The organism is Lysinibacillus sp. FSL M8-0337, from assembly GCF_038593855.1.
Taxonomy (GTDB): Bacteria; Bacillota; Bacilli; order Bacillales_A; family Planococcaceae; genus Lysinibacillus; species Lysinibacillus sphaericus_D.
In genome coordinates, this window is the sequence record NZ_CP151996.1 from 1,123,716 (window position 1) to 1,139,999 (window position 16,284).

The 16,284-nt window shown below is 36.8% G+C and carries 14 protein-coding genes; all 14 read left to right on the forward strand.

Translation table 11 applies throughout. The features are described 5' to 3' along the window. The first annotated feature begins 5 nt into the window (after window positions 1-5). The 14 genes from MKY08_RS05120 (at window position 6) to MKY08_RS05185 (ending at window position 16,108) form a co-directional block, all read left to right on the forward strand. A complete protein-coding gene (locus MKY08_RS05120) occupies window positions 6-1,265 on the forward strand; it encodes a competence/damage-inducible protein A (protein WP_069510056.1) in 1,260 nt (419 codons plus the stop codon). A 254-nt stretch (window positions 1,266-1,519) separates the two neighbouring features. Then, window positions 1,520-2,584, forward strand: coding sequence for a recombinase RecA (gene recA, locus MKY08_RS05125; protein WP_069510054.1), 1,065 nt, complete (start codon window positions 1,520-1,522; stop codon window positions 2,582-2,584). A 446-nt stretch (window positions 2,585-3,030) separates the two neighbouring features. Then, entirely contained in the window at window positions 3,031-4,590 is a 1,560-nt protein-coding gene (gene rny, locus MKY08_RS05130) for a ribonuclease Y (RefSeq protein WP_069510052.1), read from the forward strand. A gap of 337 nt (window positions 4,591-4,927) precedes the next feature. Continuing rightward, window positions 4,928-5,626 carry a Wzz/FepE/Etk N-terminal domain-containing protein gene (locus MKY08_RS05135; protein ID WP_069510050.1) on the forward strand — a complete coding sequence of 233 codons (699 nt, stop codon included), beginning with the start codon at window positions 4,928-4,930 and terminating at the stop codon, window positions 5,624-5,626. Between the two features lie 31 nt (window positions 5,627-5,657). Beyond that, a complete protein-coding gene (locus MKY08_RS05140; protein WP_069510048.1) occupies window positions 5,658-6,362 on the forward strand; it encodes a CpsD/CapB family tyrosine-protein kinase in 705 nt (234 codons plus the stop codon). 31 nt (window positions 6,363-6,393) lie between these two features. After that, on the forward strand, window positions 6,394-7,158 hold the full coding sequence (locus tag MKY08_RS05145) for a CpsB/CapC family capsule biosynthesis tyrosine phosphatase (RefSeq protein ID WP_069510046.1): 765 nt from the start codon (window positions 6,394-6,396) through the stop codon (window positions 7,156-7,158). A gap of 58 nt (window positions 7,159-7,216) precedes the next feature. After that, window positions 7,217-8,335, forward strand: a complete 1,119-nt coding sequence (locus tag MKY08_RS05150) for a glycosyltransferase (RefSeq protein WP_069510044.1) — start codon at window positions 7,217-7,219, stop codon at window positions 8,333-8,335. Window positions 8,336-8,375: 40 nt separating this feature from the next. After that, window positions 8,376-9,557, forward strand: a complete 1,182-nt coding sequence (locus MKY08_RS05155) for a glycosyltransferase (RefSeq protein ID WP_069510042.1) — start codon at window positions 8,376-8,378, stop codon at window positions 9,555-9,557. Next, the gene (locus MKY08_RS05160; RefSeq protein ID WP_069510040.1) at window positions 9,554-10,894 is read left to right on the forward strand and encodes a hypothetical protein; all 1,341 of its coding nucleotides are present in this window, start codon (window positions 9,554-9,556) and stop codon (window positions 10,892-10,894) included. The genes MKY08_RS05155 and MKY08_RS05160 overlap by 4 nt, the downstream gene beginning before the upstream one ends. 4 nt (window positions 10,895-10,898) lie before the next feature. After that, on the forward strand, window positions 10,899-11,942 hold the full coding sequence (locus MKY08_RS05165) for a glycosyltransferase (protein WP_069510763.1): 1,044 nt from the start codon (window positions 10,899-10,901) through the stop codon (window positions 11,940-11,942). Continuing rightward, window positions 11,939-13,447: a polysaccharide transport protein gene (locus tag MKY08_RS05170; RefSeq protein ID WP_069510039.1), complete on the forward strand. Its 1,509-nt coding sequence runs from the start codon at window positions 11,939-11,941 to the stop codon at window positions 13,445-13,447. Before MKY08_RS05165 ends, MKY08_RS05170 begins: the two co-directional genes overlap by 4 nt. A gap of 76 nt (window positions 13,448-13,523) precedes the next feature. Next, entirely contained in the window at window positions 13,524-14,645 is a 1,122-nt protein-coding gene (locus tag MKY08_RS05175) for an acyltransferase family protein (protein ID WP_069510037.1), read from the forward strand. A gap of 167 nt (window positions 14,646-14,812) precedes the next feature. Further along, window positions 14,813-15,610, forward strand: coding sequence for a TIGR00282 family metallophosphoesterase (locus MKY08_RS05180; protein ID WP_024361951.1), 798 nt, complete (start codon window positions 14,813-14,815; stop codon window positions 15,608-15,610). A 231-nt stretch (window positions 15,611-15,841) separates the two neighbouring features. Then, window positions 15,842-16,108 (forward strand): stage V sporulation protein S, encoded by a 267-nt coding sequence (locus MKY08_RS05185; RefSeq protein ID WP_010858535.1) that lies wholly within the window; start codon window positions 15,842-15,844, stop codon window positions 16,106-16,108. The last annotated feature ends 176 nt before the right edge of the window (window positions 16,109-16,284 follow it).

Sequence of the window (16,284 nt, forward strand, 5' to 3'; positions counted from 1 at the left end):
GGATTATGAATGCTGAAATCCTTGCAGTTGGCTCAGAGTTATTACTTGGACAGATTACAAATACAAATGCAAAATTTATTTCAAATCAGCTATCTGAGTTAGGAATTAATGTGTTTTATCATACCGTTGTTGGTGACAATTCAAAACGGTTAGAAGAAGCCATTAGCATAGCGGAATCGCGCGCTAATCTCATTATTTTTTCAGGAGGCTTAGGTCCAACGAAGGATGATTTGACGAAGGAGACGATTGCTCGTCATCTTGGGGTAGACCTTGTATTCGATCAAGTTGCATTAACATACATTGAGGAGTTTTTTGCTAAACGAGGCCGTTCAATGACGGAAAATAATCGCAAGCAGGCGCTAGTATTAGCAGGTAGTGAGGTGCTTGCTAATCATCATGGTATGGCACCGGGAATGATTTTAACAAAAGATAATTGCACTTATATTTTACTTCCGGGCCCACCAAAAGAATTAGAGCCGATGTTCCAATTTGAAGCGAAGCCAAAGCTTGGTAAAATGCTTAACGATGGCGGAGTGATTGTGTCTCACGTAATGCGTTTTTATGGTATTGGAGAAGCAGAGTTAGAAGTGCGTGTGCAGGATATTTTAGATACACAAACCAATCCAACGGTTGCCCCGCTAGCAGCTGATGGAGAGGTCACTTTACGCGTAACAGCAAAGGCCCAATCAGAGCACGAAGCGCATCAGTTGATTGCTGCAAAAGTGGCAGAAATTCGTGCTATTGTTGGCGACTATCAATATGGCGTAAATGATGACTCACTTGCCTCAAAAACGGTGGAAATGTTACAGGACAATAATTTAACGATTGCTGCGGCAGAAAGTTTAACAGCTGGTTTATTTCAATCAGAGCTGGCTGAAATACCAGGGGTAGGCAATGTGCTCATTGGAGGAGTAGTGACCTATACCGAAGATGCGAAGGTCAAGCAGCTTGGCATTTCTCAACAATTATTAGATACGCATGGTATTGTGAGCAGTGAATGTGCAGCGGCAATGGCTAGTGCAGTACTTCAAAAATTTGGTACAAGTATCGGTATCGGGCTAACAGGTGCGGCTGGTCCTACGGCACATGATCATCAGCCGGTAGGAACGGTATGGATTGGTATTGCAATAGGTGACGAAGAGCCAATTACGTATTTACTTCACTTATCCGGTATGCGCAATACAAACCGATTGCGTGCCGTGAAGTTTACTTGTCACTATTTAATGCAGCAATTGGAAGTACGAGGTTACAAGAAACGTATGTAACTTGCTTCACAAGTCTATCACTTCTAAAAGTGTAAGAAGAATGCCAAGACGCATAGGTTGTGAAGCTATTACGCTGAAATAGGATAGATAGATTACAATAGTTCAAAATGGGAATTTGGGTAGGAAAAACTTATCCAAATTTTTATTTTGCACAAAAATCGAATAAATGTTCGCTTTTTTCTTGCGTGTTCTCTCAAAAACAAGTATAGTAGAGATAGACAAAAACAGTGAACAGTTTCGAAGGAGGAAAAATAATGAGTGATCGTAAAGCAGCCTTAGAACAGGCGTTAAAACAAATTGAGAAGAATTTCGGTAAAGGCTCTATCATGAAGCTGGGCGAAAAAACAGATTTAGAAATCGCTACATCTTCAAGTGGTTCGCTAGCGCTTGATGCAGCATTAGGTGTTGGTGGCTATCCACGTGGACGTATTATTGAAGTATATGGTCCAGAATCATCAGGTAAAACAACTGTTGCGCTTCATGCTATTGCAGAAGTACAAGCTAAGGGCGGACAAGCTGCATTTATCGATGCTGAGCATGCATTAGATCCAATTTACGCACAAAAATTAGGCGTAAATATTGATGAACTGTTATTATCTCAACCAGATACGGGTGAGCAAGCGCTTGAAATTGCAGAAGCATTAGTGCGTAGTGGTGCGATTGATATTATCGTTATTGACTCTGTTGCAGCGCTCGTACCAAAAGCTGAAATCGAAGGCGATATGGGTGACTCTCACGTTGGTTTACAAGCTCGTTTAATGTCTCAAGCATTACGTAAGCTTTCAGGTGCTATCAATAAATCAAAAACAATTGCTATTTTCATTAACCAAATTCGTGAAAAAATTGGTGTTATGTTCGGTAACCCAGAAACAACTCCTGGTGGTCGTGCGCTAAAATTCTATAGTTCCGTCCGTTTAGAAGTACGTCGTGCTGAAGCAATCAAACAAGGTAATGACATTATGGGTAACCGTACGAAAATTAAAATTGTTAAAAATAAAGTGGCACCACCATTCCGTACTGCTGAAGTTGATATTATGTATGGTGAAGGGATTTCTAAAGAAGGCGAAACGGTTGATTTAGGTGTAGAATTAGATATCGTTCAAAAAAGTGGATCTTGGTATGCGTATGGCGATGAGCGTCTAGGCCAAGGTCGTGAAAACGCAAAACAATATTTAAAAGAAAACCCTGCTGTTTTAGATGAAATCGCAAATAAAATTCGTTCGTCTTACGGCATTGCTGCACAATCGTATACAATTGCTGCACATGATGACGAGGAAATGGATGAAGAGTTAATGCTTCTTCTTGAAGATGAAAAATAATAATGCATCGTTCTCACTCTAAAGGGGTGAGGACGATTTTTTTGTTTTCATTGATAGGTATGAATTACGATTGACCGTCTGCAAAATATAGCCATTAAGAAAGAAGTCTTCGTTTTGTCAAAGAAAGTGAAAATAATTGTATTAAGATGTACGCAATTGTGGTAATAATTGTATTATAACCTTTGTCCCGAATAAATAAATTTTTAAGGAGCACAGGTATTTTATCTAGCACAAAAGGTGCAGTAAATTTATAGACCTTATGGATATGACTTACTTTTTTTCTGTCAGATAGGCGAACAGATGCCCGTCTATCCTTGACAGAGCTTGGGGCTAGCTATACAATTAAATATGTATAATTTCTGAATTATGACTTTAAAATAGGCAGTACAATTTTTGTATGCGCCGACTGAAACTGTATTACCCAAATAGCAAGAGGAGGTGTTCATATGGATGGAATTACTATCATCTCCGCTTTGCTTGGACTCATCGTTGGTGCCGCTGTTAGCTATATCTACATGAAAAAAGTGAATGACTCAAAAATCACTGGTGCTAAACATGTCGCTGAAACAATCGTTGAAGAAGGAAAACGAGAAGCGGAGGCATTAAAGAAAGAAGCACTACTTGAAGCCAAAGATGAAACTCACAAATTTCGCACTGAAGCAGAAAATGACATTCGTGACCGTCGTTTAGAACTTCAAAAACAAGAGAACCGTTTATTGCAAAGAGAAGAGAATCTTGATCGCAAGGATGATGCTCTAAATAAGAGAGAAGCCGGCTTAGAGCGTAAGGAACAAGCTCTAGCTGAAAGACAACAGCATATTGAACAGATGGAAAGCAAAGTGGACGAGCTCGTTGCAGCGCAAAAAACAGAGCTAGAGCGCATTTCTGCATTAACAAGAGATGAAGCTAAGACTATTATCTTAAGTGAAGTAGAAAAAGAGCTAGCAACTGATATTGCTGTGATGACGAAGGAATCTGAGACGCGTGTGAAAGAGGAATCTGATAAAAAAGCGCGTGAAATTTTATCATTGGCACTACAACGCTTTGCAGCAGATCACGTAGCAGAAACAACTGTTTCTGTTGTGAACTTGCCAAATGATGAAATGAAGGGTCGTATTATTGGTAGAGAGGGTCGAAATATTCGTACACTCGAAACGTTAACAGGTATCGATTTAATTATCGATGATACGCCAGAAGCCGTTATTTTATCTGGTTTTGATCCAATTCGTCGTGAAACGGCTCGACTTGCACTTGAAAAGCTGGTACAGGATGGTCGTATTCACCCTGCTCGCATCGAGGAAATGGTTGAAAAATCTCGTCGCGAGGTAGATGAACAAATTCGTGAAACAGGGGAACAAACGACATTTGAAATCGGAATCCACAATCTACATCCTGACTTAATGAAGATTTTGGGCCGCATGAAATATCGTACAAGCTACGGGCAAAACGTCCTAAAACATTCGGTGGAGGTCGCACATTTAGCAGGCTTACTAGCTGCTGAACTTGGTGAAGACGTAGCGTTAGCTCGTCGTGCTGGCTTATTGCATGATATAGGTAAAGCAATCGACCACGAAGTTGAAGGAAGCCATGTTGAAATCGGCGTGGAATTAGCAACGAAGTATAAAGAACATCCTGTTGTTATTAACAGTATCGCTTCTCACCATGGTGATACAGAAGCAACATCTGTCATTGCAGTATTAGTAGCTGCAGCTGATGCATTATCTGCAGCGCGTCCTGGTGCTCGAAGTGAGACACTGGAAAACTATATTCGCAGACTAGAAAAATTAGAAGAGATTTCTGAAAGTTACGATGGTGTTGAAAAATCATATGCCATCCAAGCAGGGCGTGAAATCCGTATTATTGTTCAACCAGAAAAAATTGATGATTTAGCTTCTCATCGACTTGCGCGTGATATTCGTAAGCGCATTGAAGAAGAACTAGATTATCCTGGACATATTAAAGTAACTGTTATCCGCGAAACACGTGCAGTGGAGTACGCGAAATAATAAAATAAATGGCTCCTCTTGCCTACAAGCAAGGGGGGCTTTTTTTATGTGTATGAACGAATCAAGCAGTGTCTTGTCTTTTCAAAAGAGCTAACATTTAGCTCAAATAAGAAATGAACAACAACATCTGGCATTGTGCAGTGTTCCTAAAGATGGGAACACTTTTTTTGTGTCCAATTTTATATAAGAAAACCGCCGTATTAGCTCTTTTCCAAGATGAATAAAAGAGGGAAATCGATAATATAATAGGCAATAAAACTTTTTGCCGAAAAAATTATCGGAGGAAATAACGAAAATGAGTATTGCTAGCATATGTAATGTCAAGGAGTGAGGGGCGTTGCAAGAATCTATCACCTTGCAGGATGTATTGAGAATAGTACGAAAGCAATTGCTGTATATTATGAGCTTTGCACTTTTTTTAGCATTAGTCATTGCGTTCTTTAGTTTTTTTATAATAAAGCCTACCTATGAAGCGCAAACACAGCTATTAGTAAATCAAAAAAATATCGACCAACAAGCACGTTTAGGCGTACAACAGGTGGAAACGGATTTGCGTTTAATTAATACGTATAATGTCATTATTCAAAGTCCTGCTATTTTATCGAAAGTGATTAGCCAGCTCGATTTAGATAGTACACCAGAGAAATTAAAAGAACAGATTACTGTATCGAGTGCGAGTAATTCCCAAGTTGTGAATATTGCCGTTCAAGACAAGCAACCCGATATGGCAGTTAATATTGCCAATACAGTAGCAGAGGTATTTCAAGAGGAAATTCAAGTGTTAATGACGATAGACAATATTAATATTTTGTCAGTAGCGACATTAGATGACAAACCTGAGCCAGTAGCGCCAAACAAAAATTTATATATTGTAGCTGCTGCAATGCTAGGATTCATCGTAAGTGCTGGCTTTGCTGTATTGATAGAATGCTTTGATACAACAGTTAAGACAGAGCAAGATATTGAAGAAATCATTGGCTTGCCGATTATGGGTATCATTAGCAAAATAAACGATGCAACCTATAAAAATATATGATGGAATCCCGTACCAGAAGGAGGGAGTAACGATGTTTCAACATAAAAGAGCAAATAAAAAAAAACTAGCCAAAATGGGCAGGAAGCTTGTGACAGTAGCTAATAGTAATTCCTTTGTTTCAGAGCAATTTCGTACAATCCGAACAAACATTACCTTTGCAATGCCCGACCAAGAAATCAAAACGATTTTAGTGACATCTGCCACACCGGGCGAAGGAAAGTCCACAAATGTGGCTAATTTAGGCGTTGTCTTTGCACAAGAAGGAAAAAAGATAGTAATTGTTGATGCAGATTTACGTAAGCCAACCATGCATTATACGTTTCGCTTACCAAATATAAGAGGACTATCAAATTTACTGACTAGACAATATGAAATGGCAGACGTGTTACACAGTACAGATATTCCGAATCTTTTTGTTATGACAAGTGGACCAATTCCTCCTAATCCAGCAGAGCTTTTAGCTTCTAAAACGATGGATAGCGTCATTGTTCAATTGATAAAAGATTTTGACATTATTATTTTTGATGCTCCGCCATTGCTATCGGTCACAGATGCGCAAATTTTGTCTAATAAATGCCATGGCACACTATTAATTGTCAATAGTGGTGTTGTGGAAAATACAAGCGTACTAAAAGCAAAATTAAGTCTTGAGGCGTCAAAGGCGAATATTTTAGGTGTCGTTTTAAACAATTATAAAACACCACTCGGTGAATATTATGATCACTATTACCGGTAGTATCTGGGCATAGATAGGGAAGTGAAATGTAATGGTCGATATGCATAGCCATATTTTAGTGAATGTTGATGATGGTCCCGAAACAGTAGAGGAGACATTCCAATTATTTGAACAAGCTATTGCACAAGGCATTACAGCTATGATAGCGACATCACATGTTCTGCATCCATTATATAATGTTCATTTTCATGAAGTGAATGAACAAATTGCACAATTACAACAGGAAATTAATAACCGAAACATGCTGTTAACACTTTATCCTGGGCACGAGGTGAGACTAGCGGGGAATATTTTAGCGTTGTTCGAAAGTGGGCAGTTGCACACATTAGCCAATTCGAATTACTTATTATTAGAGCTTCCATCAGGTTACATGCCGACATATACACGAACAATGATTTACGATTTATTGACAGCAGGTATCACGCCAATCATTGCACATCCAGAACGCAATACAGCCATAGCAGAAGATCCAAGTTGCTTGGAGCAAATTATACGAGAGGGGGCACTCGCACAAATAACCGCAGGCAGTTTAGCTGGTCTATTTGGCAAATCAATTCAACAGCTCTCTTTAAGATTAGTTCGCTCGAACCTCGTTCATACATATGGTTCGGATGTGCATAATGGAACGACACGCCCATTGTTATTTGAAAAAGGTCTTCGTTTTTTAGAAAAGCACAAACAATTAGATGCAGTGGATGATTTTTTAGCCAATAATGCACGAATCATCAACAATCAGCCTATCATAGTAGATGAACCTGATCATCAATTCACAAAAAAAGGTTGGCGTTTATTTTAAGTAGGCACAAACTTGTATGACTAATTGAAGGTATTAAATAAATAAGGGGACCGTAGGGATGAGAGTTGTTTTTATGAGAAGTAATCCAATATCTCCAGATCCTAGAGTTGAAAAGGAAGTGGACAGCCTTATAAAAAATAACTGGCATGTACAAATAGTAGCTTGGGATAGAGATCGCAAATATAAGGAAAAGGTACAATTTTTAAAGCGTACACAGGCCATTAAAATCACAAGGTTTGGCATCCCTGCTACTTTTGGTGGAGGATTTAAAAAAAATTTATTTCCACTATTGCGATTTCAAATAAAACTATTTCAATGGCTACTTCAACATAAAAATACCTATGATATTATACATGCTTGTGACTTCGATACAGCATTTATCGGCACGATATGTGGGAAGTTACTCCATAAAAAAGTTATTTATGATATGTTTGATTCCGTTACTGCACCCTTTCATGGACCAGCAATGATAGGGAAAGTTGTTGAAAAGATAGATATCGCTCTGTTGAATCGTGTGGATGCTGTCATTATTTGTACAGAAAAACGAAAAGGTCAAATAGCGAATGCATCACCTAAAAAAATAGAGGTGATTTATAATACGCCACTTCCTATACCGTTAAATCATGATTTTCATTTGAATAAAGAGAAAGTAAAAATAGTCTATGTTGGCATATTAGCAAAGGAAAGACTTATTAAAGAACTAGTTGAAATAGTAAAAGTGAATGGAAACTATGAATTGCATATAGGTGGATTTGGCGAGTATGCAGATGAATTGGCCGAACTCGCACAAAAGTATGACAATATCCTCTATTACGGGAAGATTCCATATGACAAAACACTCGCTTTAGAAAATAGTTGTGACATTATGACTGCGATTTACGACCCCAAAGTTTCTAATCACTATTATGCAGCACCGAATAAATTTTACGAGGCACTGATGCTGGGAAAACCTTTAATTATGGTGAAAAATACAGGAATGTCGGAAGTAGTAGCAGCACATAATCTAGGAGAGTTAATTGATTATAATCAACATAGTTTACAACAAGCTATTGAAAAGTTAATTGAGCGCAAAAAAGAATGGCCAGGAATATCTCGTAAAATGAAGCTGTTATACGAAGACCACTATAGCTGGAGCGAAATGGAAAAGCGAATTATTACATTATACAGCCATTTATAGCAGCACATAATATTACATTTCAAGGGGGACTTCAGACGATATGAAAATATTATTTGTTGCGCAAAATTTTCAGATGGGCGGTATTCAAAAGGCATTAATTAATACATTGAAAGAACTTAGTGTTGATGAACAATATGAAATTGATATTTTTACATTCGGTGAAGGTGAGCTTTTAAAGGACATCCCTCCTAACGTCAATGTAAATATCGGCAACTTACTATTACAACTAATCGCTACCCCCTTTTATGTCGTGAAACAGAGAAAAAACGGCTGGTATATTATGCTGCGCTTAGTATGTATGTTGCTTGTACGCATCATGGGCTCTAACAACTTTTATACATTACTTTTAAAAAAACATCGCCCTAAAAAACATTATCATATAGCCATTTCTTATTTTAATGACGCACCAAATAGTTATTTTAACCGAGGTACAAATTTATTCGTCGATAAATTTGTACAGGCACATAAAAAGCTTGCATGGATACATACCGATCCATTAAGAGCAAATTTTAATTATAAAGTTTGTGTCAAAACCTATGAAAATTTTGATAGATTAATATGTGTTTCTGAAGCATGTAAGCGAAATTTCCTGAAATTTCTCCCGCTATATCAACATAAAATACACGTTGTCTACAATTTTTTTCCGATAACGGAAATAAAAGAGTTAGCAACAGATTATATGCCATTTGAAAAAGGAACAATGGATTTATTATCTGTTGGTAGAATGGACAATGCCACAAAAAGATTCGACCTTATTCCATATATATGTAAGCTTTTAAAGGAGTCTTCTATCAAGCAATTTTATTGGCGAATTATAGGCGATGGACCGGACTTACTTTTTAATAAACAATTAGCATTACAATTAGGTGTAGATGATGTAGTTGAATTTGTTGGGGAATGTCATAATCCATATCCGTTTATTAAAGAAAGCGATGTCCTTATATTAACTTCAGCGTATGAAGGTTATCCGATGGTAGTTGGCGAGGCATTAATATTAGAAACGCCTGTGATTACGACGAATTTTGCAGCAGCAGGTGAACAAATACAACATGGATTCAATGGATTGATAACAGATGGGGATATAGAGGATATGTACGCGGTCATAGCTAATATCATCCAAAGTAAGGATTGCCTCGACAAGATGAAAAAGTATATTGAAGAAAATAGCTATACAAATCGAAAGGCACGAGAGCAATTAGTATTGGAGTTTGATCGCAAATGATCGAAAAAAGGAAAAATTATAGTATATTGCTTTGTGTTGTTTCCAGTATTTTTGTTGTGTTCAAAATGTATACAGGTAATCCTCTTTTTCTTTGGTTTTTTATCTTATTTGTAATGACAGCGATGCTGTTGGCTAAACAACAACATCGACTAGATTATTTACTGTTCTTTATTTCTTGGGTATATGTCATAAAGTTTGAATTAACAGGTCACTCACTTTTTGTCGTGCTAAGCTTTTTTTATATTGTGTTAAGTATAGGAACGCTTTTTCTACACAAAAAGAGGATTTCAACACAGCTTGTTTTAACATATGTTCTTTTTGTGTTTTTTGCTGTTGGGGCAACACTGTTTAGTAGCGGCAATGTCATCGAAGCGTTTGGCTTTGTATTAAATTATAGTGTAATCTTTTTTGCTGTTCTGTTTATCGATTCCAATGTTTATTATAGAAGATATACGTATGTTTATGCAGCAGGTTTATTATGCGCTGCTATCGTACGGTGGGTAAGTTTTTCTGTTCCAGCGATTAATCACTTTATTGAGTCCATGACAATCGTTAATACAGTAAAAACAACAAGTACCATTAATACGCGGTTTACAGGTTTAGATTTAGATCCGAATTATTTTAGTTTGCAAATTCTAATAGCCATTGCGTGCCTAGTCGTTCTTTATTATTACAACAACAAATTAGAGGTTACACCGATTGTGCTTATTCTAATCTTATCTATATTTGGTGTATTTACTTATTCTAAAATGTTTATTATCACATTGATCACATTGATTTTATTAACGTTCATAATGTTTATAAAGAACAATGTCAAAACAGCGATTAAATTTGCTTCATTTATTGTAGTAATGGTAAGTGTTTCGTTATTTTTTTTTTACGAGAGACTATTCGAAATTTATTGGGTTCGCTTTTTTGGCGCAGGAACATCGACAGATGCTATTACGACTGGTCGAGTAAGTAGCTGGAATATGTTTGCGACAGAAATTTTACAAAGTACGAAAATCGTAGTTTTTGGAGCGGGGTTTGGCACGAGTTTCTCTACTGCAAAAATGGCACACACAATGTATCTATCCACGCCTTATTATCTTGGGGTACTAGGAATAACACTTGCATTACTATACATCTTCTCTTTAAATAAAGTTCTCCGTCAAAATAGTAGTAATCGTAAAACAAACATTCAATACCTAACCATCAACGCAATTCCTCTCTATATTATGTTAATCGCTAATACTGTACTTGATTCGTTCGTTATGGATTATTTCCCTTTTCATATATTGATGATTATGTTTGCCTTAACACTTAATAAAACGCAGGAGCATGAGGTTGGGGGGTGATGCAGTGCCATTATTAAGTATTATTGTGCCCATTTATAATGTGGAGCTGTATTTACAACAATGTGTAGATAGCATTTTAAGACAAACGTTTGAGGACTTTGAATTAATACTGGTCAATGATGGCTCAACGGATAATAGTCCCAACATATGTGACGATTATGCTGCACGCGATGCAAGAATTATTGTCGTGCATAAAGAAAATGGTGGCCTTGTTAGTGCGCGCAAAGCGGGCCTAAGCATTGCAAAAGGGAAATATATTGGATATGTGGATAGTGATGATTGGATTGAAGCTGACATGTATCAAGCACTATGTGATGCAGCACAAGCTTTTAATGTAGATATTGTGATTTGCGATATTATAGAAAATTATCTAGATTATGAAGTGAGAAGTACGCAAATTGTGAAACCTGGATTATATCGAAAGGATAGAATGATAAAAGAAGTTTACCCGATGATGTTGTATGCGGGGCGATACTATCAGTTTGGATTATTTCCTTCTGTTTCAAATAAAATATTTAAAAAGTCACTTCTTGAAAAATTTCAATTTCGTGTCGATGATCAAATACGCATGGGGGAAGATGTTGCCTGTACATATCCAAGCTTACTTAATGCGAAAAGTATCTATCTATTAGACAAACAGTATCTTTATCATTATCGCCAAAATCCTTCCTCTATGACAGCTAGCTATGATCAGAAGTTTTTTGAGAAAATACTCGTCTTATATAAACATTTGAGAGGTTTATCCCCAGCTCCTTATTTTGCAAATCAACTACAGTATTATTTGACCTATTTAGTGATTGCAGGAGTCCATAATGAATTTCATCGAGAGAATAAGAAGAGCTTACGAGAAAAAAGAGTCTTTCTCAAAAAAATGCTTAAACATCGCGACATTAACGAGGTGTTACAGGCAATTTGTCCAAATACATTGCCATTCAAAGTGAAAATTATCACTGTATTATTAAAGAGACAATCTATTTTTTTACTATATGTATTGGCTAGGATGAAACAAAAAACTAATTTTCGTAAGGCTATAAAAGGAGCGAAATGAGAACAAGGAAAATTTTATTAAACTTATTTTCCAATGTCATGTTGCAAGTTGTGACCGCCGTGATTAATTTTATTTTGCCTCGATTATTTATGACGACTTACGGTTCTGCTACGAATGGACTTGTGACATCGATTAAGCAATTTTTAGGTTATTTAAAAATTGTAGAAGCGGGTATCGGCAGTGCATCCATCGCAGCGCTTTACAAACCGTTAGCTAGGAACGACAAAGAACAGATAAATGGCATCCTTTCAGCGACGCACTATTTTTATCGACGTTCGGGTATGGTTTTTGTTGTATTAGTAGCCTTGTTGGCTATGTTCTATCCGCTGTTAGTAAAGGAAGATGTGTCACCCCTAACCGCATTTTATATGGTGCTTATTTTAGGTATCAGTGGTGTATGGGACTATTTTTTGATTGGGAAATATTACGTTTTGCTAACAGCAGATCAAAAAAGCTATATTGTGTTCCGTATTCAAACATGCTTATTGGTTGTTAGTACAATGCTCTCTTTGACTTTATTAACACTGGGGTTTTCAATCATTATTGTAGTTGGCAGTTCTAGCATTCTATTATTACTAGATATTCTTTTTTTAAAAGTATATGTCCAAAAAAAATACCCATATTTTAATAGTAAAGGAACACCAAATACATCAGCCATAAATAAAAGATGGGATGCTTTAATCCATCAAATCGCCTCGCTTGTTGTTTTTAATACACCGTTTATGTTCATTACTATTTTTCTTGGACTTGCAGAGGTTAGTGTATTTACTGTATACAATATGGTATTTAATGCTATTACATTATTTATTTCCGCTTTCTCCGGTGCGATGTTAGCAGCCTTTGGAGACATACTTGTAAAAGAAGAGCGAGAGGCACTGCAACGACATTTTCATCATTTTGAATGTATTTTTTTTGCAGTCGTTGCTTTCGGTTATACATGCACAGCCCTGTTAATTTTGCCTTTTATAACAATTTATACAGCGGGTGTTGAGGATGCAAACTATATAAGACCATGGTTAGCAGCACTCTTTGTCATAGTAGGTATTGCCAATGCAATAAGAATTCCTGCGAATACATTAGTAAATTCGGCTGGGCATTTTAAAGAGACGAAAAATAGAGCGATTATGGAAGCGGCCATTAATTTTTCTGTGTCCTTTGTTTTAGTTCAATTTTTAGGGGTGGAAGGTATTTTAATAGGCGGGCTTTGTTCGTATGCCTATCGTACTTGTGACCTAATCTTTTATACATCTAAAACAATATTAAAAAATTCCGTACGTATTACGGTTAAAAAAATAGTGCTGAATTTTGTTTTGGCATTTATCGCGGCATCCCCATTTCTATTTTTCATCGAACTACATATCGTGAGCGTAAAGGCATGGTTTTTAGCAGCTATATGCATTGCTTTATGGACCATTTTAGTAGTTGTGCTGGGAAATTTTATGTTTCAACCGACAACGATGCGAGAAATTTTGCAGCATTTCAAACGTGTAATTTCCAATGATTAGCAACGTTTTCTAGTAGTGAGGAAGCATACAAGCTAGAGAAAATAAGATAGATTGTTTAGAAATGGCAGGTGGAAAAATGAAGCCAGTTGTGAAGGAAATATTTTTACTAAGGTTTGTCGCCTGTTTAGGAATTGTTTTAATGCATAGTGTCACTTTAGGATTGGACTTGTTCGATATAGAGAAAAGTACAATATTTATTGTGCTGACATCGCTTCAATTAGCATTAATGTTTGGAACACCTATCTTTATTTTTATTTCGGAGTTTGTTATTGCTTATTCCTATCCACATCAACTGCCAAAAAAATTTTATAAAAAACGTTTGAACTATATTTTTCTTCCGTTTATTTTTATCGGTTTTTTGGATGCGGCTTTTCATTCAATAAGCATGACTAATGTTGAATTTGATAAGAAGATTATTTTAAATTTTTTTGAAGGTGATTTCCACGGGTATTTTATCGTGATCGTCTTTCAGTTTTATTTTTTACATCCATTATTTGTGAAATTTGTTGTACCCAAATACCGTGCTTACCAAGTGATTATGACGGCATGTCTTGTTAATTTTTCTTACCTTGCAGTCTTTAATTTTTTCGATCCTTTTCGGTATTTATCGTTCCTTCCTTATCTAGAAGTGGAATGGAATGTGTTAAATAAGATGCCGTTTCCCGCTTGGATTGCCTATTTTGTCGTCGCCTATTATTGCGGTAAAAACTATGAGCAGTTTTTATTGTTACTCCAACGATTGCGTTATTTCTTACCGAGTGTAGGTATACTTACACTCGGTATATTACTCGCCAGTCAATGGTCTGGCTTGATTACTGAAGTTCACTCCAAGAGGATTGATGTAATCCCCTATACATTGAGCATAGCCTTTCTATTGTTCTATATGGCAAATAAAGTAAAGTACATGCCTAAGTTTGTGACTTTTATTAGCCGATACTCATTTGGAATTTATTTACTACATCCTCTTTTTATTATTTTACTAAAAACTATTTTTATAAAATTTATAGATGATTTAAGTGTATTTACTGTTATTATCACAACATTTTTATGCAGCACAATATGTTCTATCTGTGCTACGTATTTGCTGAATAAATGGCGGTTTGGTCCTTATTTAGTAGGGCAAGTACATGCAGAAGAAAGCTTAGCGAACGACAAAAAAATTGCCGGTAAAACAAAACAGGTACTTCATCAACGTTAATGAATGCCAGTTAGACGAGATGCTTTTGGCTTAAAAGAGAAATTAAAGCAAGGAAATGCAAACAAGGGATATAATTTAGTGATGGTTTTTCTTTATATTTTGCGATTGATGAAGAAAAAATGGTAAACTCTAATGAGTGTTATTGATAGAAAGAGTGGTTTTGTAAAATGAAAGTAATTTTTATTGGAGATATCGTCGGTTCAATTGGCCGAGATGCGGTAGAAAAATATTTACCACGATTAAAAAAGAAGTTTAGTCCAGATGTTGTTATTGCAAATGGTGAAAATGCAGCAGCAGGTCGTGGGATTACACGTAATATTTATAATGATTTATTACAAATGGGTGTAGATGTTATTACTATGGGTAACCACACTTGGGATAATAAAGATATTTTTGATTTTATTGATGATGCTGATTATTTAATTCGCCCTGCGAACTTTTCGTCTGAGGCACCGGGTAAAGGCATGGTGCAAATTGCGAAAAATGGCGTTACATTATCAGTTATTAATTTACACGGTCGTGTATTTTTGCCACCGCATGAAGATCCGTTTGCAATGGCTGAACAATTGATTGAAGAAGCTCGTAAAACGTCACCGCTTGTATTTGTGGATTTCCACGCTGAAGCGACAAGCGAAAAAATAGCGCTTGGTTGGCACTTGGATGGCAAGGCATCGGCAGTCGTTGGAACGCATACGCATGTGCAAACAGCAGATGCGCGCATTTATCCTAACGGTACTGCTTATATTACAGACGTAGGTATGACTGGTCCATATGATGAAATTTTAGGCATGACAAAGGAAAGTGTGATTTACAAGTTCCAAACAAATATGCCGTCTCGTTTTGAAGTACCGAAAAAGGGCCGTGATGTGTTAAGTGGCTTTTTTGTTGAGATTGATGACAAGACAGGGAAGGCATTGCGTTGTGAAAGAATTTATATTAATGAGGACTATCCGTTTCAGGCGTAAGATAAACTACTGTGCATTTTTTATGTGCAGTAGTTTTTTTGTTGTGTCGAGCTATTTTAACGAAAGAAAATAACTCGTTTTTTTAAGGCTTTACAATATATAAGAATTGAAAAATAGTCTATTTTCATATTGCCGAGCATAAAATGAGCTACGGACAATAACTTGGGGACCAAAAAGGGGGACATGAGTTGTTGAGCGTAAACACTATTCGCGAAACGGGGAGGAATAATTGTGGATTCATTAAAAGTATCGTCACGCTCTAATCCAAATTCAGTTGCAGGTGCATTAGTCGCGGTAATAAGAGAAAAAGGGCAAGCAGAAATGCAGGCAGTTGGGGCAGGTGCACTTAACCAAGCCGTGAAAGCAGTGGCCATTGCACGCGGATTTGTAGCGCCAAGTGGCACAGATTTAATTTGCGCTCCGGCGTTTGCCGATATTTTGATTGCGGGCGAAGAACGTACAGCCTTAAAGCTGCTAGTAGAAAAACGAGTTCGATAATAAAGTAGAACTTTAATCGGTGGGGGGAAACCCCCACCGATTATTAGTGCCAGTCACCGAAACAATTCTGAATTTTTATCGCTCTGTCAGTAGGGCGAATAAAGTAAAAATCCACGATTGCTCCTGTGGGACACACAACATATGACGCAACAAGCCTCGTAAAATCGAGGGTTGCG